Origin of the sequence: Sporosarcina luteola (assembly GCF_007991495.1) — a bacterium.
In the GTDB taxonomy this organism is placed as follows: Bacteria; Bacillota; Bacilli; order Bacillales_A; family Planococcaceae; genus Sporosarcina; species Sporosarcina luteola.
Genome location: NZ_BJYL01000015.1, coordinates 114380 through 135478, shown reverse-complemented (window position 1 = coordinate 135478; position 21099 = coordinate 114380). Strand labels below are relative to the sequence as shown.

Genomic DNA, 21099 nt, shown 5'->3' with positions numbered 1-21099 from the left:
TCACTTAACAAACATATAATATTTTGGATAAAATGGGAGGAAAGAAAACGATGAAACCTTTGGAAGAAGAGACATGTGGTGTTCACGCTCTTTATATTTATGAAGAAACACAAGAATATTTACAGCAAATCCAAACATTTATTACAAATGGAATCGATGCAGGCGAACATGTAATTCTTATCGAAAATGAACGTTTGTATGCAACAATCCTAAAAGAGTTACAGAAAAGCATGGATAGCGAACAGCTACGCCTCCTTCATTTCGTAAACAGCCTTCAATTTTACCGATTGAACGGGAGCTATCATCCTGCCCGTATCAAAGACTCCCTCGAGGAGACGATAGATCATTATGAAAAACATCTCCTCAAGTTTCGCGTATGGGCTCATGTGGAATGGGCGACACACGAAGCGCCTAAGCATCTTCTTGCAGAAGTAAAGGACGTTGAATCATTTGCAGACAGGAAAGTGTGTCACTCATCCTACATACATATTTGTGCATACGACGGAAAAAGATTGACTACCGAAATGATGAATGTTCTGCTTGAAACGCATCCGTACATTTTGAAACATGATGGACTTTCTATTTCTACTGTTTACTCACTATAATCATATGTGAATCCAGTAATAGACGATGTGTTTGGTTTTCGGACAGTTCCTTTCATCACATCCAATAATCATGGAGATAGGGCTGTACCGTTACGCGTAAAATTTTTCCGAGCTGAAGAACATCGAGCTCGACGCCTTCGAAATAGACAGCGCTGTGAAGGTAGACGAGAACATGTTCATCAGGGAAGATCACTTCAAATGAACCGGCTCTCTTTGCTTCCGCGTGAAATATATTGGTACCTTTCTCCCTCGTCACAACAGCGATTTCCTCGGAACCTTTCGGGATGTCATACGTTCCGATTTTGTATCCGGGTTTTACGGAGTATTGATTGTTATTATTCAAATCAACTGAATGTGTCTTTCTTTCCTGCAGCGTACGGATGTAATAGTAGAAGTGGGCTGTTTGTTGCTTTGCCTCTATGCCGTAACGAATTTCCTCGCCGTCTTTATAGTGGACTGTCGCAATGTATTGGCCTGGTTTGTCAATAGCAATACAAATATTGTCAAGCGCGCCAGTTTTGCAATGCTTGAACGATGTACTGTCCGTCAGCTTCTCATTGTCCATTGTCGTCAGGGAGACCCTGTCTACCTGCTTCGTCTGCTCGAGCGTCATTCCAAGCGCAGCAGCCGTCAGAAACAGATCGTCTGTTTCTTCCAAAGTCATTTCCCATTCGCCATCCGTTTTCGTAACATGTACATAATATTTTTTGTGTTTTACTTCATCCGGAAAATAGGCACTTCCTTCACCGAAGCTAAGTGTCCCGGTTCCTTCCTTCAGCGGGACGAGTTGCAATCTGTCGCCCGTGTAACCTGCCGACGTTTTTCTGCCGGTCACTAATGCCGCCTTAAAGACTCCCGGATTTTTCTCATCGTCTTTAAACCACTCGATCTTTTTCCAGTCAAAATCGCTTGCCAGGAGCGTCTTCATCTGCGGCTTCCCTTCTTCAGTTGCCTTCATCAGCTTTGCCGCCTGTCCCCTCGTGATGGAAGCATTCGGGCTAAAGGTTGTCGGTGACGTTCCAGTCGTGATGCCCAAACGATGGATGATCAAAATATTCGGAGTGTGCGAAACGAACTGCTTCACATCCTTGAACGGGTTTTCGTGTTGAGGTATGTCATAGCGCGGCAAATCAAATGCCTTAACGAGAATTGACGCCATTTGCCCCCGCGTGATCGGTTCATTCGGTCCGTAACGGCCGTCCGCGTAGCCCCCGATGATTTCCTTCTCAGCCAATAGGGCAATCGCCTTGTAATAGCCGTTCGCCTGCGTGATATCCTTGAATCCTGGATCCTTGACCTTCTCTGCATCCAACTCCAGCAACTTTACAATAATAGCCGCAGCCTGCCCCCGGGTAATCGGATTGCCCGGCTTAAATGTGCCATCCGGATACCCTCCAATCACATTCCGTTCAGCAAGTTCATTCACCGATTCTGCAAAATGCTTCGTCGCCGGCACGTCAGAAAATCGCAATTCGCCTTCTGCGCTCCCGCGTAGTGGAAAACTGAATGCCAACAGTAGCGCGAAAAGTGCTGTAAATAGTTTCTTCACTATATTCTCCTATCCTTTCTGCCTTCTATTATTCTGTCATTTATCGTACAGACGGGAGATTTCCGAAATAGTTTCAAAAAAGTTTTAAAAGGACATCCCATACCATTTTGTAATCTATGCATTTGTAGTGATTTTACTGCGCCTAGGCACTATTGAACTATGACACTTCTATGTGTATAGTAGAAAGCAATCGACTATTTTGAAATAAGAAACAAATTATAATATACGAATAAAAGGGGAAGCCGGGATGAACCGTAATTATTTAAAGCATGAATTTCTACTTACAGCGAAAAGCAGACGTACGATTCCTTTTGTTTTCTTCGTTGCCGTTCTTTTGTTTAGCTATTGTTTATTTTTATGGCCGTATGCGAATACGAAAGAATCATTCAATAAAAAAGAGACGGAGGAGCATTTAGCTTATTTGGGAGACCAGCAAAAACTATGGAGAAGTATCGGTAATACCGGTCTTATATTTAAATGGCATAGCGCATCCTTTTCCCGCCAGGTTGGAGAACCCGTTTACGCGGAGAATGCCCATAATTATGAGTTGTTTTCGGGTATGCTACAGTCTTTTGAAGATCGAAACTTTACGCGAATGCTCCAATTAAGAACACATTATTTACAAAGTAATCCAGGTGACTATTTAGAGGATCGGTTTTTATTTCAGACCGCTCCTTTCCCAACGAAAGATCGGGAGCATGCGTATTACCAAACGATGATGAAGTATGAGGATTATCTCAATAAGGATCACCCCATTACATTTGGATTAATGTATGAAAAAACGGGGTTGCAAACATTGCAGAATTTCCTGCAAAACTATGGGGTGTACTTCCTTTTATTTTGCATCATTTACTTTAGCAGTGAGATTCTTTCAAGAGACCGAAAACATCAGGCGATCCTCCAAGGCTTGCCATTGTCTTGGTACCGCCAACTGAATTTAAAATCATTGTCGGCATTCCTTTATTCAATGGTTTTCATTAGTAGCGTTATCATTGTCGGAGTTTTGATCATGACGATTCAGTTTGGATTCGGATATTTCGATTTGAATGTTCCGATCATGATTCAGCAAAAAACGTTTACGTCTGAGGATTATAGTGTCATTTCTTTAGCTGCTTACTTAGGAAAAACACTCGTTGTCTTACCACTATTGGCCCTTCTATTCATACGGTTGAATATCGTTTTAAGCTTGCTTTTTAAAAATGAATGGATTGTTCTATTCATTAGCAGTTTGCTATTGTTCTCTGAACGCCTTTATTCTACGCGCTCGACAACAGAATTGTTTGGCAAGGACATCAGCCTGTTTCCACAGACTTATTTTGATTTTGGAAAAATAATAGATGGGGAAAAGAATTTTTTATTGAACACAGAAACGATAACTTATACAAAAGGCATCCTCGTATTGCTCGTTACGTACTTCATTATTGAAGTCATCCTGTATATTGTTTCCAATATCATCAATAAACGCCGATTCTATAAAGCGTCTTAAAGTGATTTCGCCCCCTCTTGAGCTGCAGCCGAATAAAGATAGAAAGCGAGGATGGATACAATCATGTTTTGGAAGTACTTATTATTTGAAATGAAATTACTGATGTTAAATCGGAAAAATTGGTTGTTAGGTATTGCGCTGATCCTCTTTTTTCCGCTTTATTTTTCATATTATAGTCAATTGGATTTGGTTGACCAAAGGGAAGAGAAAAATGAAGAAGCAGAAAACTTTCTTCAGATTTTCGATAAGTTCCCTGGATCTGTTTGGGAAACTGAAGAAGGAAAAGAAATTCGCGACAATTTGATACAACAATCTTCATTGCTTAATATGCAAAGGCTTTACTTAATTAACGAAGGATATCCTGACGGGTATTTTGGTCCTGGCCCTAATTTTCATAAGTTTTTTGAGGTAGGACTTGAGCTGAATGAGTTACGTCTTGATTTGCATGAGCGAGGGAATAAAGGGGTTCAAAAGGAATATATTGTCCCCATTGACGAGATTCTACAGGAAAATGCACTCTTTCGATATCATCTAGAGCATGACCTCACCCTCATCAAAGACCCATTTGAGGCAAGTAATTACATACCAGTCGCATTGAGCCATATAAGCGGCGTCATGTTTTGCCTGCTTGTATTGTTTGCGGGAAGCAGCATGCTTTTAAATGATCAACAACATCCTACCGTCATGTACGGATTTCCCATTTCGTTTATGCAAAAAGCAGTCAGTAAGGTAGGTGTCCATTTCGCACAAATCATGCTCTTCCTATGCGCAAGTATATGGATAGGTGGTTATTATGTAGCGAGAAAAACGGGATGGGGAGATTTTAGAACTCCTGTACTTATTTATCAGAACGCGGATTATATCGCAATATCCATATTGCGCTATTTGTTTTACATGCTCGTAGCATTCGCATTAATTGCCCTATTACTTTTGTTCACGTTTTTATTAATAAATATTGTAACGAAAAACTTGTACGCAGCAATTGTCATTATCCTATTTGTATTGCTGTCCCCACAAATTCTTTTAGTAACCGGAGTGGAATCGAATTGGCTCTATCCACTCAAATTCATCGATATTAGCAGTGTTCTAAGCGGAGATGCGGCAAAGGAATATGGGATTGAAAAACTGGATTTCAAGCATGCGTATAGTTGGCTTGTCGCCCTTAATTTGCTTGTCATATCAATTCTATATGGTAGGAATAAGCTCATGCATCTTCGAAAAACGGAAACAATGCCGCTAAAACAGCTAGTAAAGAACAATGGGGCCAACGGGGACGGTGGAGTACTATGAAAGCTATTATGCCAAAACAGTTTAACTTCAACTATATTTCACACCGATGGATAGGAAGAAAAAGGATTTTAGGAGGGCTGTTCGTTTGTATGCTCCTCTTATCAGGTTGTCATAACCTACAAGGAAGCAAGTCCGAAACAAAAGTCGTATATGCAGACAACTATGAAATTATCGGAACGACAAGGGATGAACTCATCGGAACAGTTCATCCTGCCATTTTCACGACAGTAAATCGGATTAATAAAGAAGCAAAAAGAAAGTACGGACTGGTGCCGACAAAAAGTGGAGTAAAACTATCCATTAACACTGGAAGATATGCATTAACTGGATATCCATCAGGAAATATTTATATTTATGATCAAGATGACAACTTGCTCGTACAGGAAATCGTAGGAGACAAAGCCGGAGTGCCTACCTTAACTGTCGATATTGATTCAACGTTTTCGGTTCATTTTGACGGTGGCTATAATACAGTGGAGATACAACCTGTAAAGACAGAGCTTTCCACGGAGTTGACTGCAGGCATATGGGATGTCGGGTTGGACATCGAACCGGGAGACTATACAATCAGCATCCCAGCTGGACACGGCTTTGTGCAAATTCTGGAACAAGGAAAAGACCCTCGCCTATTTGAATTGACGGGAGGCGGATTGACAAACTCCAAAAGCCTCGTTCAGTTGAAAGAAGGACAGAAAGTGCGCGTGTCAAAAGTTTCGGCTGTTTCCTTTGAAGCTGCAGGTGAAGAGAGCGGAAATGACTGAGATGATGGTTGGGACTGATTGTGTAGTTCTCGTTGATGGCGAATGAGTTCTCGTTTTGACTCGTGGAGTTCTCATTAACGACGAATGTGTTCTCGTTCTGCCCCGTGGAGTTCTCGTTAACGGCGATTGTGTTCTCGTTCTGACCCGTGGAGTTCTCGTTAACGGCGATTGTGTTCTCGTTCTGACTCGTGGAGTTCTCGTTAACGGTGATTGTGTTCTCGTTCTGACCCATGGAGTTCTCATTAACGGCGATTGTGTTCTCGTTCTGACCCATGGAGTTCTCATTAACGGCGATTGTGTTCTCGTTCTTCCTCTAAAAGTTCTCATTTCACATTCATAACAGTTCATTCATTTCAATAAACAAGTAATCAAAAAGAAAAAGCTGGTCTATCCAGCTTTTTCTTTTTTCATTTTATGCATCTCACACTGATCCCTTCCCCAATTTACGCTTCCTCTTTTTCACCATACCAGCAATCAGCAGCACAAGCAGGCCGATAAAAGTGAATAAAATGGCGTATGCAGTTAAGATGATGCCATTCGGTTTTTTAAGCACCGCTGAAATAGTCGCATCGTGTTCAACGACTTTCCTGTCTCTTGCATGTTCATAATAGGCAGGCACTTGTGCGACCCCGTCCATTTGCCCGAACGATTTGAAGTAATTCGCAATCGCATACCATTCTTTCAGTTCCTGCTGTTCATTCATATAAATGATTCGGTCTTCAAAATTCGTCACGGGGTTTCCGTCTTCATCCTTCGGGACAACCGACAGGATGCCAAAGGACTTTTCATTTACATAAGGGAGCATTTGAACGGAATATAAACCGCCCACGACACGGTACAGCTTTTCGTCATCAATTTCTTCCTTTTCGCCTTCAAAGGACTGCAAATGGATGTCTGTCACTTTGTTGAACATGAAACGGTTAGGGTTAAATGTATAACTTAAACCGGCAATATACAATTGGACTTCATTCATAATCGGCGTAATCGAGGCATCGACTTCCGCTACGGTTTTCAATTCCTTCCCTGTTAAGTAAATATCGAGCAGCGGATAACCGGAAATACCGTCCGGGCCGACGCCCAATGAATTCACCTTAAAAACATCGGAAACCGTAATATCTCCTTTGCTGAATGAATCCCTGATATTCCCGTAAGGCACAACAGCTGCAGCAATCGGCTCATACGCACTTCCTTCCATTTCCCGGATCGTGTGAATAAATGCGTCGCCGATCAAATTGCCGATCGGTTCTTCTTGTTGCTCCACACCGAGCTCTGTGAACGGAGTGAAATCGAAAGGTGAGGTGGCGAGCACTTCATCAAATCCCATCCCGAAGCGGTCGAGGTAGTCATTCTGGATCGCCTGTTTGAATGACTCAATTGTTTTTGCGATCATCGGATCTGCAGGGAGCGTGTCGTCGATCTTCCGCAATTCATAATGACCGACTCCCCACTTGCCCTTGCTATCCCGCGAGATGTTGAGTATGCCTAAATGCTCTCCATACTCACCCGCCGATCCGAGAACCGTTTCCCCTACTAGAATCGGTTCCATAAGTGTCGTATGGCTATGGCCACTAATAATGACATCAATCCCAGACACTTTCTTAGCAAGTCGTTCGTCTTCTGATTTGGACGGGTCAAGCGCTGTACCCGAATGGGATAGCGCAATGACAAGGTCGACACCCTCCTTCTCCCTCAATGCAGCGACCGTTGACGTTGCGCTTTCTACCGCATCCAGAAACGTCACACCGGACATAGGCGCATTGCCCACTGCCTCTTCGCCCATCAATCCGAAGATGCCAATTTTCATGCCCTTCCGTTCGAGGACGATATAGTCCTTTACGCCGTATGCATCCATCGCTTCTTTTAAAGCTTGGACGTCGGCGGATGACGCTCCATCTTCCTCTTTCGGAAATTCGATATTGGAAGCAACGATGCTAGGAAGCCGCACGCTGCTATCTTTCACAGCGAGCAAGCTTTCCGCCAGCCCGTCTGCCCGAAAGTCAAATTCATGATTGCCGAATGTTGTCACGTCGTATCCCATCTGACCAAGCATTGTCAAGCCCGGCCCGTGTGATGTGAAGATCGTTTGAAACAATGTTCCCATCGCGAAATCTCCTGCATCTACTAAAATCGCATCCGGATCTTTTTCCCGCTGTTCCTGAATGGCACTCGATAATCTGGCATACCCGCCGACAGTCATTTTCTGTTGTCCTTTTTCAACTTCAAATGGCAGAAAATTATCATGCAGGTCATGCGTGAACAGGATTGTGACGGAATCTTCGGCTGAATCTGCGCTTCCTTTTGAAGTATTCATACTAAAAACTGTTGATGAAATAAAAATAATTGAAAATAAACTAACCAATCGTTTACGTATCGGAATTCCCCCCATCTATCTCTATACTGCATCTCTCGCTTATTGCATGTCATCAAACTTGAATTTCACGCCGATTTTTTCGTGGGGGGATAATTGGCTTTTCCACAACGCATGACTCTTTTCCATTATGGCGCACGCAAGCTCTTCTGCAAGACGTGCATCCCCTTTCAAGGCGGCGTCCATCAATTTCTTGTAATAACTTAGCGATGCCTGACGCCGGAAATCACTTTCAAAGTATTTGATTGCGATTTTCTCATAGGCCGGTTCAAAACTATTGAGCACAAGAGAGAAAAGGGGATTTCCCGATAATCTCGCCAGCCCTTTTTGCATCTTCCAATCATAAGAAGCAAACGCTTGCGGCGTGTCCGGCAGCTCATCAATTTCCGCCAGCAATCCGACAACTTTAGGATGATTGAACGTCACCGCATTTTTTACATAGTGAGGTGTCAGCGCAATACGCATTTCCAAAAAGTAAAGGACAAACGCATCCGGCACCTGATCGAAGTACTCAATAATATCGACGATTGTCGTACTATTGCCTTCATACCAATAATCATTCACCACTGCAGGTTGACCTTTTCTGAGCGTCAGCCACCCGCCGTGGCCCAAGCGCTGCAAGACTTCCCGAACGGCAGGGCGCCCTATTTGATAAATTGAAGCCAATTCCCTTTCCGTCTCCAACTGGCTTCCTGCGGGATAGTCTCCTTGTAGAATTGCTTTAATCAGTTCTTTCTCAACAATTGCTGTTCGACTCATTGCAAAATCTCCTTTTAGCTACGCAACCCGCGGCTTGCCTAATACACTCGATTCACTCAGACGCGCTTCTCTAAATTCTTAGCGGTCTCACTTTTCTCAACGAGCTTTTGATCTTTATAGGTTCCGAACGTTTTATCCACAGACGTATGCGTTACGCCAAACCAGTAATTTTCATTTTTAAAATGATGCCACAGATGCGCTTTCTTAATCTTTTTCCCAAGTGCTGTACGTGGTTGAATTGGACGGTGGGCAATATAATGCTTCCATTCATAATACATAAAATAGAAGACGATTCCCGCAACATACGCAACCGTTAATGAAATATTATTTGTGATGAAATAGAAGATGACTGTATAGATGGAGAAGCCAGGTACGCTGAACCAAATCGGCAAGAAAAGCAACTTCAAATCATCTGGATCTGCGTGATGATCAAAATGCAAGCGCTTAATTACTTTCAATAAAAAAGGGTTTTTCGGCGTTTTCATATGAAATAAAAATCGATGAATGACGTACTCACTCATTGCATACGTAGCCATTCCGATCATGAACGCAACCCATGTACCAACTGAGAGTGCATTAAACAATGTATAGCCCATGAGCGGAACAAATAGAATTAGCATGATCATGATGTCCGGGAACAAAACAAACTCTTTCATATACTTTGTATTCATTGACAATCCCCCTATCTGTCAGTTGAACTGCACTAAGCAGTTCACTTGGTAAGACCAACGCAATTCCCGGTCTTACCCAACTATATAATAACCAGAAAATATTTTCAATTGTTTCTTTTCAATTTTGATTATCATAGACTGTCCACCACACTTTCCGGGTAATTAAACAGTATACGAATAAAAAGATGGGGGTTCCCGGTCAAGTAAGCGTCTTGACTGTTACGATTGTTCTATTTTCACACCTAGCTTCATAATCTCGTCTAGTAGTAACTATATGAAGGAGTGGTCCAAATCAGAAAAACAATCTTAGCAATGATCGTGCTGTTACTCAGTTGTTCTTATGCCTTTCCTTTACAAATTTCAACCTCATCGGCAGCATCCGAAATGTATGTCAACGCGAAAAACGATATTTTTCTGCGGGAGGAACCAAAACAAAACGCCGTTAAAATCGGAACCATTCAAAACCATTCAAAAGTAACTGTATTGTCTTCTTCAAACGGCTGGTCATATGTACAAGCCAGCAACAGCGAGGGATTTGTGTATACGTCCGCTTTATCGACACAAAACCCGCAAGCTGCATCCACGACTGTTACGGGTGGCCTGGCGCCAAAAGACGGATTGACCCTTACGTATGAGCCGTCGTTTTTAGAGCAGAAGAAAGAGATGTTTCTTATAGAAAAAGGAAATGAATACGCGTATTTATATAATGAAAAGAGTCCCCTGTACCCAGATTTCCCGAGCTTTACCTACATTGAAGACGAAAAAAGGCTGCTCATGGGTGTCGCAAGTTCCGACTTTATCTTCGTCAATGTCCCCTATCCATTAAAACAAGGGACGTACACAATCGATTCGTCCATGATGTTTGAGGACCAAAAGGTTTTGGTGGAAAGCACAACGAAAACAATAACCGTGAAAGCCGGTACATTTGAGAATGTCGTCATACTTCGCTATCCGGATGGCTCTAGAGAATATTTGGCGAAGGGAATCGGAATAATAAAAAGCACCGATAAAAATGGTGAAATTTTTACGGAGTTAGTGTCTGTGGAAGAAGCTAACTAAGGACCCTTAACCTTTTAGGCAAACTAGGCAGTCTGTAATAGCAGGTTTCCTTTAAGATGTGCTACTATTAAGCTTGAATCGCTTAAATACATCACACACAAGAGGGCAATCATAAGGATGAATTCGTTTTATACTTATAGCGCTATACAGGAGGTCTACAAATGAATAATAATGATATATTAATTCGATTACGATATGCTTTAGATGTTAGTAATACTGAGATGGCAGACATTTTTAAACTTGGTGGCATTGAAGTGACAAAAGAAGATATACTGCTGTTGCTAAAAAAGGCAAATGAGGATGAAGCTGAAAACGAATTACAAATGAAGTGTACGAATCAAATGTTGGATTCATTTTTAAATGGCCTCATTATCTATAAAAGAGGCAAACAAGATCCAAAACCAGGACAACCTCAAGGTCAAGCAGGATCGATCATGACGAATGAAAATGTTAATAATATCCTACTAAAGAAAGTGAAAATAGCACTCGCGTTAACAAGTGAGGATATGCTTGATATTTTAGAAGACGCAGGAGTCATTGTATCGAAAGGTGAACTAAGCGCTGTATTGAGAAAAGAAGGGCATAAGAATTATAAACCGTGCATGGATCGATACGCACGGAACTTCTTAAAAGGATTAGCTATAAAATATAGGGCCTAATGCCAGGTGCCTGATACGGATGCAATGTTGAATTGCATTCGTGCCAGGCACTTTTATGTTGGAACTCATCTACATCGTCGATTGAAAAGGCCGTTTAAGTTCGTCACGTCATTGAGTCCGATGGTCCACTCTTCCGTTGCTATCAAGTTCAATATCGACATATGGGTTTTCCTTTGGCTCATAGACCGTGTGGAATCGGTGATCGCAAAAGAAAATTGAAAAACTCGACTTCAAAAACGCTTCAATATACACAGGCACCTAGTTTCATCCGATGGACACCATGCGCTCAATCGCCAACTTGGCTTGAACTGCAGTTTCTGTGGGAACGGAAATAATATGTTTGTCCTCTTTTAAAGCAGCTAAAACCTTCTCAAGCGTAATCATTTTCATGAAAGGGCAGATGGCATCCGGATTAGCAGGGATGAAGCGCTTTTCAGGATTTTGCTTCTCCATCTGGTGGATAATGCCGACTTCAGTTGCAACGACAAATTCATCCGCATGCGAAGCTTTGGAATGCGTCAACATATTGCCGGTCGACAGAATATGCGTTTTCTCCTTCGGAAGGATTCCTTCTGACTTTAAATACATACCTGACGTCGAACAGCCGCATTCAGGATGCACAAGCAGTTCGGCTTCAGGATATTCTGTCAACACATTCTCGACTTGATGCGGAGCAATGCCGGCATGGACATGACATTCCCCCATCCAAATATGTATGTTTTCCCGGCTAATTACATATCTTCACACAGAATACAAGATTCCTTTCGGAAGAGTGAGTAAATAAATTGAAAGCCTTACCATTTGAGATTGCTCTCGAATGGTAAGGCTTCCACATCTCTGTCAACTCCGGCTCAAATAAAAAATCTTCTTGGGCAAAATGAATCACTATGTTAAACCTAAATATTCACGGAGGGTGTTGCCTTCATAGGTAGTTCTGAAAATACCTCTTTTCTGCATTTCTGGAACAATTAATTCAACAAAGTCTTCCAAACTTCCAGGTAATGTAGGAGGCATAAGATTGAACCCATCAGCAACGCCCTCCTCAAACCAAAGTTCCATCTGATCGACAATTTCTTCGGGGGTGCCTATCAGCGTAAAATGGCCCCCACCCGCACTGAGATAACCTACTAATTCTCTTACTGTAGGTTGTGTATCTTTAATAATTTCCAATATCGTTTCGTATCGTCCAATCGGGCCTGTAAATTCCTCAACCGGGGGTAGTTGGGGTACACTTTTATCGAGATCCCAACTTAAACAGTCCTGTTGAACAAAGAAACTCAACTGTTTTAAAGCATTTTCAATCGGCAATTGCTCATCTAAAGCCATTTTTTTAGCGAGAGCCTCTTCGTAAGTATGACCGACATATGTGACTAAACCGGGGAATACTTTGATTCTTCTATCGCCCTCTTCATGTTGTTGAACTTGTTCATCTAACTTTCCACGGAATTTCTTTGCTTGTTCTAAGTTCCATGACACGGAATAGACTGCATCTGCATGCTTTGCAGCTAAAGCAATGCCTTGATCAGATGCCCCCGCTTGCATTCGTACAGGTCTGCCTTGGGGGCTCTTAGGTGTAGTGGACGGGCCAAATACGTTAAAGTAGGCACCTTCATGATTAAACGGCTGAATATTGGTCGGATTTATCAATTTCTTTTCATCTCGTTGATACACGAACTCTTTACTGTCCCATGAATGAAATAACTTATCCATCAGAACGGCAAACTCTTCCGCTTTTTCATATCGTTTGTCATGCGAAGGCAGCTTCTCCATGCTATGATTCAACGCTTCTAAATCTGTCATTGACGTAACTAGATTCCAACCGACACGTCCATTTGTAATATGATCTAAGCTTAATAGTTGGCGAGAAGCCGTAAAAGGATTAGAAAAAGTACTTGATATCGTTGAAACCAAGCCCACATGTTCAGTCACTTGCGAAATGGCTGTCAAATTGATTAATGGATCAAACCAAAATGCCGGCATTTCACTAGGATGTTTACCTGGAAAAGACTGATTATCAGCAAAGAATATTGCATCGAAGCAACCCCTTTCCGCCAACTGCGCCAAGGACTGGTAATAGGAAATGTCGCCAATGCGATCGACACTTGAGTCTGTCATCATCCAAGCAGCCTGATGGTGTCCGCAACCGTAAAGCAAAACACCGATGCTCAGCTGTTTGTCTTGGGTTTTTGTCATTTATTCACACCCCTGTTTGTCAATATTACCTATACACCCTTCTTGTGGATTAATTCATCGTCAACCCGCCATCCACCGTGAAGTTCTGACCCGTAATCCCATTTGCATCTTCCGAACAGAGATAAGCGACCATATTGGCTACATCCTGAGGCGTGGTCACCTTCTTCAATGGAGTAGATTGGGCGATTAAATCAAATACTTCTGGTGTCGTGACAGCACTCGCATTCGTTGTTTTTAATAATCCGCCTGAAACGACATTCGCTCGAATACCATATTGTCCTAATTCTGAAGCGATATTGCGTGTAAAACCGATTAATCCAGCCTTGGCTGTTGTGTATTCGTGATAAGGTACAACAGGATTTTGATATAAATTAGTGCCTATGCTTATAATGCTTCCATCTTTCCGTTCAATAAATTGAGGCATAGCGCTTTGGGCAATATTGAATGCAGCCTTTAAAGTACCGTCCAGCTGCTTTTGATAATCATCCCATGTAAGTTCTGTGAAAGGTTTTTGTTTGTCCGGATCAAATTTAAAGTCTACTAATGCATTATTGACGACCACATCAATTTGACCAAAGTATTGTGTTGCTTTTTCCACCATTTCATCCACTTCTTTACGATTTGTTACATCCGCTTGAATCGCAATAGCATTTTCTCTTCCAATCTCGGATACGAGCTGCTCAGCGGCATCTTTGCTTTTAAAGTAATTGACTACGACTCGAAAGCCCTTTTCCCCCAATGTCTTTACGATAGATGCTCCTAAGCCTTGACTTCCACCTGTAACCAACACAACCCTAGTCATCCTAAAGACCTCCATGATTTTAGTATTGAAAAATAAAAAAATGATAAAGCAAGCGATAAGTAAAAAAAACGCAACCCTCCCATAGGAAAGTTGCGTAAAAACAATAACAAAAGAGAAAGACACAGGTGTCCCTCAAGTATGTATTGAAGTTTACACTTTCCTACGCTAGTCTTAGCTAGTTCAGGTTCAAAGGGTTTGAGTTACTACTCATCTCAGTTACATAAACACCCCTAGTGTATAGGTATGAAAGGAAATATGCCTAATTGATACTTCCAAGATTACCCTAACATGCTCAATCTTCTTTTACAACACTTGTCTTGTTTTTCTGTCTTCACACTACTCGCTGATCTGTATGCAAAGCGGCGGAATCTGAAATATTTATCTTGACAACTATTTTTACAATGATACGATAGTTGCGAACGATAGTAGAAAATTACATAACGTTTGACCACTAGGGGTGCCATCAGAATGGCTGAGATTGAAGTGTGACTTCAGGACCCTAAGTACCTGATCTGGTTAATGCCAGCGTAGGAAAGTGGTATGGCGGAAGTTTTCCGCTGCTTATACTTGCCGTATAAAACCGCTTTCTTGTCATTACATGAACAAGGCAGCGGTTTTTTGTTGCGCTCGAAAATATTTTCAGAATAAAGGGGTAACGATAATGGCAAAAAAAGAGCTGCATATTATTTCTACAGGCGAACAAACGATGGATGAACTTGTACACATAGCCGCCTGTACGCATCAGTATGTAGACTATATTCATGTAAGGGAAAAGAATTGGAGTGCTAAACAACTTTATGAGGTTATAGGAAGATTGGTTGAAGCAAAGGTTCCGCTATCGAAAATCATCCTGAACGATAGGGTCGACGTGGCTTGGGCCCGTGGGGTATCCGGGGTGCAACTTGCCCATCATAGCATGGATGTGAAGTCAGTTTACGAAGCATATAAGGGATTACGAATCGGTAAATCTGTGCATTCCATCCAGGAAGCACTCGCGGCTGAAAGGGAGGGTGCAGATTATGTACTGTTTGGGCATCTATTCGATTCCGGCTCAAAGCTGGGATTGCAGCCAAAAGGGGTAGAAGAATTGTCACGAGTAACAAAGAGTGTTGATCTGCCTGTGATCGCAATCGGCGGCATCAAGCCGGAGCATGTTGAAAATGTACTCGGGGCAGGAGCCGCAGGGATTGCTGTTATGTCGGGCGTTTTCCGGTCGGTTAACCCGGTATATTCCGTGAAAGAGTATACCGCAGAAATGAAGAGGTTCCATCGCACTTCGTCATGGACGAATCGCCAAAACAAGTTGTTCATAATGAGGGGTGGATAAAATGGAGTTGTTGATTAATAATGACAAAATCAAAATACCAGATGAAATTGGCAACGTATCAGTTCTGTTGGAACATTTTCAACTAGATAAACATATCGTCATTGTCGAGGTGAATGGGGTTATTTTGGATAAGACGAACCATCGGGACACGCGGCTCTCTGATGGGGATAAAATTGAAATTGTACATTTTGTAGGGGGTGGGTAACATGTTAAAAATTGGACCATATGAATTTTCATCAAGACTGTTATTAGGTACAGGCAAATATCCTAATTTTGATATTCAAAAGGAAGCTATTGAGGTTTCAGAATCGGAAATTTTAACTTTTGCAGTGCGCCGGATGAATATTTTCGACGCAAACCAACCAAACTTCTTAGAGAAACTAGATTTGGAAAAATATAAATTGCTTCCGAATACTGCGGGTGCCAGCACAGCAGAAGAAGCTGTAAGAATTGCAAAGCTCTCAAGAGCATCCGGATTATGTGACATGATTAAGGTCGAAGTGATTGGCTGTCAAAAAACATTGCTCCCGGATCCAATTGAAACACTAAAAGCAACAGAAGAGCTGTTGAAAGAGGGCTTTATCGTACTAACCTACACCTCGGATGATGTTCTGCTTGCAAAGCGATTAGGGGAATTAGGATGTCACGCAATCATGCCGGGGGCTTCACCAATCGGCTCTGGCCAAGGGATTATTAACCCATTAAATTTATCTTTCATCATTGAACAATCCGACGTCCCTGTGATTATAGACGCGGGAGTAGGCACACCAAGCGATGCGGCAATCGCAATGGAACTTGGTGCAGATGCGGTACTTCTGAATACAGCGGTATCTGGTGCAAAGGATCCTGTAAAAATGGCGAAAGCGATGAAATTGGCAATTGAAGCGGGCAGACTAGGGTACGAAGCGGGGAGAATTCCTATAAAAAGATATGCAAGTGCAAGCAGTCCAATGGAAGGAATGAGCATTGGTTGAGCGAACGATATTCCCGCCAGGAGATTTTTGCCCCGATTGGAGCAGAAGGGCAAGAAAAGATTAGAAATAAACATGTATTAATCGTCGGGGCCGGGGCACTTGGAACAGGCAGTGCAGAAGCGCTTGTAAGAGCGGGCATCGGGAAGCTGACAATTGTCGACCGTGACTATGTCGAGTGGAGTAATTTGCAACGACAACAGCTTTATATAGAAAAGGATGCCCAGAATCGAATACCAAAAGCAGTTGCCGCCAAGGAACGATTGCTTCAAGTGAATTCCGAAGTGGATATTCAGGCACATATTATGGATGTATCCGTCGGTGAAATAGAAGAGCTTGTAAAAGGTGTTCACTTGATCATTGATGCTACGGATAATTTCGATATCCGGTTGTTGCTGAATGACGCTTCACAAAAATATACGATTCCATGGATTTATGGTTCATGTGTCGGAAGTTATGGAATTAGCTATACGATCATACCAGGAAAGACGCCTTGCCTGAACTGTCTATTAGAATCAGTGCCGCTAGGTGGCTTAACTTGCGATACAGCGGGGATTATAAGTCCAACGGTGCAGATGGTAGTTGCATATCAGGTGACTGAGGCATTAAAAATCTTGGTAGAAGATTTCGATTCACTTCTTCGTAAACTTCAATCATTTGATCTTTGGAAAAATCAACAAACCGCGATAGATGTGCAATCTTTGAAAAAAGACAGCTGCCCATCATGCGGAACTGTTAGAACATACCCATACCTTGATTTTTCCAATCAAACGAAAACTGCAATATTATGTGGCAGAGAATCTGTTCAAATACGTCCCTCTGTACAAGCCGAACGCAATTTAGATGAGCTTGCATCAATGCTTGCCCACCAAGGAAAAGTCGATCAAAATCCATTCTTACTCTCATTTACAATCGATGAAAAACGGATGGTCATTTTTAAGGATGGCCGTGTATTCGTTCATGGAACCAAGGATGTTTCAGAAGCAAAAACCTTGTATCATCGTTATTTGGGATGAAATCTGTTTTTTATAGCCTAAGGGGGGAATCGTGTGATCTGTAAGGGACATGATGTAGCAGGAAGTGTCGTTGACGAGGAGACCCGATGCACGCTATATTAGCACGAAAACTGCTCTTAAACGATTGCCCCAACAATAAAAAACGAGGAACTATCAACTTTTAGGTTAATTTAGTTCCTCGTTTTACTTTATTTGTATCCAAGATACAATGAGAACCTAGTACCCAGAACTCAATTAGAGGGCTGCAATACGTTCATGATCGATTGCTGATAGTTCAAAGTCAAAAATATCCAAGCTTTGTGCTTGGCGATCTTTATTATGAGACTTTGGAATGACGATCACATCACGTTCAATTTGATACCGCAGAACAACTTGTGCGGATGTTTTTCCGTATTGGTTACCGATTTCTTCTAGAACCTGATTAGCATTTTCATCGATACCGCGTAATGGAGACCATGCTACAGTTGCAATATCATGATGTTTATTAAAAGCAATTAATTCTTCATTCCAATTTCCAACTTGGGATTTAATTTGATTAACAGCTGGTTTAATGTGCCCCTTTTCAAGAATTAAATCCAAATGTTCTTTTTCAAAATTAGAAACACCAATTGACTTAAACACACCACGGTTATAGTAGTCTTCTAAAATACTCCATGCCTCCAAAATTTCAGCATGATGATCCCATGGTTTATGGATAAGGAATAAATCGATATAGTCCGTTTGTAATTTCTCTAAGCTTTTTTCAATTTCAGCATGCGCCCAGTCCGCACCTTTGAAACCTTCGAATGTATTCAGCTTCGTAGTGATGAAGAAATCTTCACGTGGCAGCGTGGATTTTTTCAACCCATTACCAACGACTTCTTCATTTAAATATAATTGGGCTGAGTCAAAATGACGGTAGCCGTTTTCTATCGCCCAGTCGATTTCTTGAGTGTCTCCTCTTAAGGCACCTGAGTACTGGTTTCCCTCTTTGCCATACGTATTTGTACCACAGCCGACGATTGGAATTTCAATGCCATTATTTAATGGTATAGACTTCATCTAAATCCCTCCAAAGCTTTATTCTTACATTACCTTTGCTAGGCAAAGGAATCAATCAATCTGTTCAGTTATACAAATTCAGGACTTCCCGTATTAATCCGTCATTACGTTTGACATGAGCCGCTCGGCGTAGGACGGGTCGGTTCTTTCTTCATTTCAATTCAACTAGCTTTCCATCCACCTCTTCAAGCACAGGCATCTTGAATGCATTCTGGATGTAGTCGTACGTTTCCTTCAATTCATCTAACCCATCATCAATTAGGACATTGTGGCTTTCTGCCCAGGCTCGCGGCTTTCCATCTTCATCATAGTAAACTTCATGGATTTCATAACAGTCAGAACCGTTTTGCTTCCCTTTTAAAACACGATAATTCCACATATCCACTCATCCCCTCTTTTCTTTTACTGTAGCATGATAGTTCAATCAGTTAGAAGTATGGTTATTCATTACTCAAACAAAAATGTATAATGAGGATAACTTTATGCTTTGGTACTTCTAGATGATAAAGAAGGTGTAAAACGATGACTTCCCAACTAAACGAGCATTGTCCGCTTTGCGGCAAAACGAATAACTGTTGTTACGGAAAAGAAAAATCGCTGGGCATTTGTTGGTGCAACCAAGAGACGTTTCCACATGAAATTTTTGAACTGGTTCCGGAAAAGGATATCCGTGTGAAATGCATTTGCAAGGAATGCTTAGATCGGTTTAAAAATGGAAGTACTGATTTCCAACGGATCACTAAGTAATCAGGACCGCCTCCTGCTGTTGATCGTAGGCGGTCTGTAAAAAGGAATGGGGATTAGTGGGAATTATTTCCTCCATACTTTCCGATAATCCACCCTTCCGTTGCTATCCAGTTCAATGCTGACATAAGGGTTTTCCTTCGGTTCATAGACGGTGTGAAAACGGTGATTGCAAAAGAAAATTGCATAATTCGACTTCAAAAACGCTTCGATTTCAAAGTACATTTCCCATCGTGCAGATTCTGCCTGAGCACTTCTGATTTCCCTGATTTTCTTATCAACAAAACCCTTCATCTGCTCGTTCAAACACGAATAGATCACGAGCTCATTGGACTGCAAGGCAGTAAGCAAGGACAATAAACGATCTTCCCCTAATGCAATTCCTCCTACAAAAAGGTCATAGGTTGCCATGCTTTCATCACTGACGATTTGATGAACATCAACTACATCGACTGTCGACTCAATCCCCATTTTAAGCAGCTCGGTTTGCAAATGCTTTGCCGCCTTCTCATGATTAGCGCCAGGTCGAATTTGTTGCGCCGCAATTTGTAAAGGAGGACCTTCATAACGGACTTTCCCACTGACTTTATTCAACTTAGCGTTTTCAGAACGGCTGGATAGAAAGCTCACAGCCGCAACTTCATTATCCAGCCCTTCGTTTCGGATTTCTTCCGGTCGGAGTCGTGTATAAATCTCGCGCCGTAAAGCTTCTTGCTGAAACGGCACCTCTTTCAAGCAATTAAACATAATGTAACTCGCCCCATCCTCCATCCGCCTCACCTGTTTCCACGTAGCATCAGGAGCGTTTAACACAAATGGATGAGTTGCTTTCTCTTCATAATCAGAAGGCGTTTTAATAATATGTATTTCATCCAGCCAAGGCCTCGTTGAAAAATAAGAATGATTCACTTCCAATCGAATGATATTTTCATCATTCTGCGTCAATTGAAAAGGACCGCTGCCGACAGGGAACATTTTAAATTTCTCGGGATTTTCACTGACCATCTCAATCGGTACAATAGAAGCCTTTACCCCCGCCAACATACGTGGGAATAAAAAATCCACTTCTTTTAAAACGAAATGCGCAATGGCCGGGCTATAGGTATCCACCTTTTCGATATTCGCAAAAAGCCCGGTTTCATCCATCAGCCTATCAAACGTTAACTTAACATCTGAAGAAGTACACTCCCTCCCATGATGGAAAGTGATTCCTTTATGAAGATAAAACGTCCATTGCTTTCCGTCTTTTGTCTCCCAATGATGAGCAATGCCCGGCTTTAACTCGTTCGTTGCGGCATCGTATTCGACTAGTCGATCAAATAGCTGCTGGACCATATGGCCATCGTGGCGGGAAATAATCTTCATGGGATCCATGACCAATCTTGTTTCATAGAACGGATAGCGTAAAATATCCAAGTCCCGATCGTTTTCTGTTTGTTGTGCGAGCCCTAAATCATGGGCAAACCATTGTTGAAATTTCTTTTTCCCATGCTCCGCCATTGAATCCACAAGCAAAAACGCATCCTGATATCGCCCAGCCCGTACCATCCCCTTTGTCTGGTTCAATAAAATCTCATCACTCGTAAACTGGATGGTGATCTTCGGTTTCTTCCCCCTCCCCTTTTGCGTCACCCACTTGATGGCACCTTCACTATGCAATACGTTCACAACCGTTTTCACATGACGTTCCGAACAATTCAAAATCCCAGCAAGCGAGGCGACTGAGGTTTCCTCTTCAATTCCTTCTGTAAAATGCTTCGTCAATTCAAGCAAATGATCCACATACTTCACGAGCCAT

22 protein-coding genes and 2 riboswitches are annotated in these 21099 nt (G+C 42.1%); of the genes, 12 read left to right on the top strand and 10 right to left on the bottom strand.

Annotated features, from left to right (window positions below; all coding sequences use genetic code 11):
• The first annotated feature begins 50 nt into the window (after nt 1-50).
• Nucleotides 51-605: an MEDS domain-containing protein gene (locus SLU01_RS06005; protein ID WP_170232610.1), complete on the top strand. Its 555-nt coding sequence runs from the start codon at nt 51-53 to the stop codon at nt 603-605.
• 55 nt (nt 606-660) lie between these two features.
• Here SLU01_RS06005 and SLU01_RS06000 read toward each other — a convergent pair whose 3' ends face one another.
• Nucleotides 661-2154 (bottom strand): S-layer homology domain-containing protein, encoded by a 1494-nt coding sequence (locus SLU01_RS06000; protein WP_147056302.1) that lies wholly within the window; start codon nt 2152-2154, stop codon nt 661-663.
• Nucleotides 2155-2401: 247 nt separating this feature from the next.
• On the opposite strand from SLU01_RS06000, the gene SLU01_RS05995 reads away from it, so the two are divergent.
• The 4 genes from SLU01_RS05995 to SLU01_RS05980 all read left to right on the top strand — a co-directional run bounded on the left by SLU01_RS05995 (nt 2402) and on the right by SLU01_RS05980 (nt 6031).
• Nucleotides 2402-3640, top strand: a complete 1239-nt coding sequence (locus tag SLU01_RS05995) for a hypothetical protein (RefSeq protein WP_147056300.1) — start codon at nt 2402-2404, stop codon at nt 3638-3640.
• A gap of 63 nt (nt 3641-3703) precedes the next feature.
• A complete protein-coding gene (locus SLU01_RS05990) occupies nt 3704-4930 on the top strand; it encodes a hypothetical protein (protein WP_147056298.1) in 1227 nt (408 codons plus the stop codon).
• Nucleotides 4931-5019: 89 nt separating this feature from the next.
• The gene (locus tag SLU01_RS05985; RefSeq protein ID WP_147056296.1) at nt 5020-5691 is read left to right on the top strand and encodes a cupredoxin domain-containing protein; all 672 of its coding nucleotides are present in this window, start codon (nt 5020-5022) and stop codon (nt 5689-5691) included.
• Nucleotides 5692-5746: 55 nt separating this feature from the next.
• Nucleotides 5747-6031: a hypothetical protein gene (locus SLU01_RS05980; protein WP_147056294.1), complete on the top strand. Its 285-nt coding sequence runs from the start codon at nt 5747-5749 to the stop codon at nt 6029-6031.
• Nucleotides 6032-6112: 81 nt separating this feature from the next.
• Here the strand turns inward: SLU01_RS05980 and SLU01_RS05975 are convergent, their stop codons facing one another.
• The 3 genes from SLU01_RS05975 to SLU01_RS05965 all read right to left on the bottom strand — a co-directional run bounded on the left by SLU01_RS05975 (nt 6113) and on the right by SLU01_RS05965 (nt 9489).
• On the bottom strand, nt 6113-8002 hold the full coding sequence (locus tag SLU01_RS05975; RefSeq protein ID WP_170232609.1) for a bifunctional metallophosphatase/5'-nucleotidase: 1890 nt from the start codon (nt 8000-8002) through the stop codon (nt 6113-6115).
• Nucleotides 8003-8101: 99 nt separating this feature from the next.
• Nucleotides 8102-8818, bottom strand: coding sequence for a GntR family transcriptional regulator (locus SLU01_RS05970; RefSeq protein ID WP_147056290.1), 717 nt, complete (start codon nt 8816-8818; stop codon nt 8102-8104).
• Nucleotides 8819-8874: 56 nt separating this feature from the next.
• Nucleotides 8875-9489, bottom strand: a complete 615-nt coding sequence (locus SLU01_RS05965; protein ID WP_147056289.1) for a sterol desaturase family protein — start codon at nt 9487-9489, stop codon at nt 8875-8877.
• A gap of 282 nt (nt 9490-9771) precedes the next feature.
• Between SLU01_RS05965 and SLU01_RS05960 the strand changes: the two genes are divergently transcribed.
• Together SLU01_RS05960 and SLU01_RS05955 are read left to right on the top strand one after the other, a co-directional pair.
• A complete protein-coding gene (locus SLU01_RS05960; protein ID WP_170232608.1) occupies nt 9772-10548 on the top strand; it encodes an SH3 domain-containing protein in 777 nt (258 codons plus the stop codon).
• 161 nt (nt 10549-10709) lie between these two features.
• Entirely contained in the window at nt 10710-11207 is a 498-nt protein-coding gene (locus SLU01_RS05955) for a YehS family protein (protein WP_147056287.1), read from the top strand.
• A 264-nt stretch (nt 11208-11471) separates the two neighbouring features.
• Here SLU01_RS05955 and SLU01_RS05950 read toward each other — a convergent pair whose 3' ends face one another.
• From SLU01_RS05950 to SLU01_RS05940, 3 genes are all read right to left on the bottom strand, one after another.
• Nucleotides 11472-11924, bottom strand: coding sequence for a quinolinate synthase NadA (locus SLU01_RS05950; RefSeq protein ID WP_281288368.1), 453 nt, complete (start codon nt 11922-11924; stop codon nt 11472-11474).
• Between the two features lie 168 nt (nt 11925-12092).
• Nucleotides 12093-13400 (bottom strand): LLM class flavin-dependent oxidoreductase, encoded by a 1308-nt coding sequence (locus SLU01_RS05945; protein ID WP_147056285.1) that lies wholly within the window; start codon nt 13398-13400, stop codon nt 12093-12095.
• A 49-nt stretch (nt 13401-13449) separates the two neighbouring features.
• Nucleotides 13450-14202 (bottom strand): 3-oxoacyl-ACP reductase, encoded by a 753-nt coding sequence (locus SLU01_RS05940; protein WP_147056284.1) that lies wholly within the window; start codon nt 14200-14202, stop codon nt 13450-13452.
• Nucleotides 14203-14342: 140 nt separating this feature from the next.
• Nucleotides 14343-14444: riboswitch (TPP riboswitch) on the bottom strand.
• 201 nt (nt 14445-14645) lie between these two features.
• A riboswitch (TPP riboswitch) is annotated at nt 14646-14753 on the top strand.
• A gap of 110 nt (nt 14754-14863) precedes the next feature.
• On the opposite strand from SLU01_RS05940, the gene tenI reads away from it, so the two are divergent.
• From tenI to SLU01_RS05920, 4 genes are read left to right on the top strand one after another with little or no spacing between them, the layout of a single operon-like run.
• The gene (gene tenI / locus SLU01_RS05935; RefSeq protein WP_147056283.1) at nt 14864-15529 is read left to right on the top strand and encodes a thiazole tautomerase TenI; all 666 of its coding nucleotides are present in this window, start codon (nt 14864-14866) and stop codon (nt 15527-15529) included.
• Between the two features lies 1 nt (nt 15530).
• Complete coding sequence (gene thiS, locus SLU01_RS05930; protein WP_147056282.1) at nt 15531-15734, top strand: sulfur carrier protein ThiS; 204 nt, start codon at nt 15531-15533, stop codon at nt 15732-15734.
• 1 nt (nt 15735) lies between these two features.
• Nucleotides 15736-16503 carry a thiazole synthase gene (locus SLU01_RS05925; protein WP_147056281.1) on the top strand — a complete coding sequence of 256 codons (768 nt, stop codon included), beginning with the start codon at nt 15736-15738 and terminating at the stop codon, nt 16501-16503.
• The gene (locus tag SLU01_RS05920; protein ID WP_147056280.1) at nt 16500-17516 is read left to right on the top strand and encodes a thiazole biosynthesis adenylyltransferase ThiF; all 1017 of its coding nucleotides are present in this window, start codon (nt 16500-16502) and stop codon (nt 17514-17516) included. The genes SLU01_RS05925 and SLU01_RS05920 overlap by 4 nt, the downstream gene beginning before the upstream one ends.
• Nucleotides 17517-17750: 234 nt before the next feature.
• Here the strand turns inward: SLU01_RS05920 and SLU01_RS05915 are convergent, their stop codons facing one another.
• A complete protein-coding gene (locus tag SLU01_RS05915; protein WP_147056279.1) occupies nt 17751-18557 on the bottom strand; it encodes an aldo/keto reductase family protein in 807 nt (268 codons plus the stop codon).
• 151 nt (nt 18558-18708) lie between these two features.
• Complete coding sequence (locus SLU01_RS05910; protein WP_147056278.1) at nt 18709-18936, bottom strand: hypothetical protein; 228 nt, start codon at nt 18934-18936, stop codon at nt 18709-18711.
• Between the two features lie 143 nt (nt 18937-19079).
• Here SLU01_RS05910 and SLU01_RS05905 point away from each other — a divergent pair, with 143 nt between their 5' ends.
• Nucleotides 19080-19304 (top strand): cysteine-rich CWC family protein, encoded by a 225-nt coding sequence (locus SLU01_RS05905; RefSeq protein ID WP_147056277.1) that lies wholly within the window; start codon nt 19080-19082, stop codon nt 19302-19304.
• Nucleotides 19305-19367: 63 nt separating this feature from the next.
• On the opposite strand, the gene SLU01_RS05900 is transcribed toward SLU01_RS05905, so the two are convergent.
• Entirely contained in the window at nt 19368-21092 is a 1725-nt protein-coding gene (locus SLU01_RS05900; RefSeq protein WP_147056276.1) for an ABC transporter substrate-binding protein, read from the bottom strand.
• Nucleotides 21093-21099: the final 7 nt, after the last annotated feature.

Coding starts and splice junctions, on each gene's coding strand:
- SLU01_RS06005 (WP_170232610.1), top strand. CDS start 51: ATGAAACCTTTGGAAGAAGAGACATGTGGTGTTCACGCTCTTTATATT.
- SLU01_RS05995 (WP_147056300.1), top strand. CDS start 2,402: ATGAACCGTAATTATTTAAAGCATGAATTTCTACTTACAGCGAAAAGC.
- SLU01_RS05990 (WP_147056298.1), top strand. CDS start 3,704: ATGTTTTGGAAGTACTTATTATTTGAAATGAAATTACTGATGTTAAAT.
- SLU01_RS05985 (WP_147056296.1), top strand. CDS start 5,020: ATGCTCCTCTTATCAGGTTGTCATAACCTACAAGGAAGCAAGTCCGAA.
- SLU01_RS05975 (WP_170232609.1), bottom strand. CDS start 8,002: ATGAATACTTCAAAAGGAAGCGCAGATTCAGCCGAAGATTCCGTCACA.
- SLU01_RS05970 (WP_147056290.1), bottom strand. CDS start 8,818: ATGAGTCGAACAGCAATTGTTGAGAAAGAACTGATTAAAGCAATTCTA.
- SLU01_RS05965 (WP_147056289.1), bottom strand. CDS start 9,489: ATGAATACAAAGTATATGAAAGAGTTTGTTTTGTTCCCGGACATCATG.
- SLU01_RS05955 (WP_147056287.1), top strand. CDS start 10,710: ATGAATAATAATGATATATTAATTCGATTACGATATGCTTTAGATGTT.
- SLU01_RS05945 (WP_147056285.1), bottom strand. CDS start 13,400: ATGACAAAAACCCAAGACAAACAGCTGAGCATCGGTGTTTTGCTTTAC.
- SLU01_RS05940 (WP_147056284.1), bottom strand. CDS start 14,202: ATGACTAGGGTTGTGTTGGTTACAGGTGGAAGTCAAGGCTTAGGAGCA.
- tenI (WP_147056283.1), top strand. CDS start 14,864: ATGGCAAAAAAAGAGCTGCATATTATTTCTACAGGCGAACAAACGATG.
- thiS (WP_147056282.1), top strand. CDS start 15,531: ATGGAGTTGTTGATTAATAATGACAAAATCAAAATACCAGATGAAATT.
- SLU01_RS05925 (WP_147056281.1), top strand. CDS start 15,736: ATGTTAAAAATTGGACCATATGAATTTTCATCAAGACTGTTATTAGGT.
- SLU01_RS05915 (WP_147056279.1), bottom strand. CDS start 18,557: ATGAAGTCTATACCATTAAATAATGGCATTGAAATTCCAATCGTCGGC.
- SLU01_RS05910 (WP_147056278.1), bottom strand. CDS start 18,936: ATGTGGAATTATCGTGTTTTAAAAGGGAAGCAAAACGGTTCTGACTGT.
- SLU01_RS05905 (WP_147056277.1), top strand. CDS start 19,080: ATGACTTCCCAACTAAACGAGCATTGTCCGCTTTGCGGCAAAACGAAT.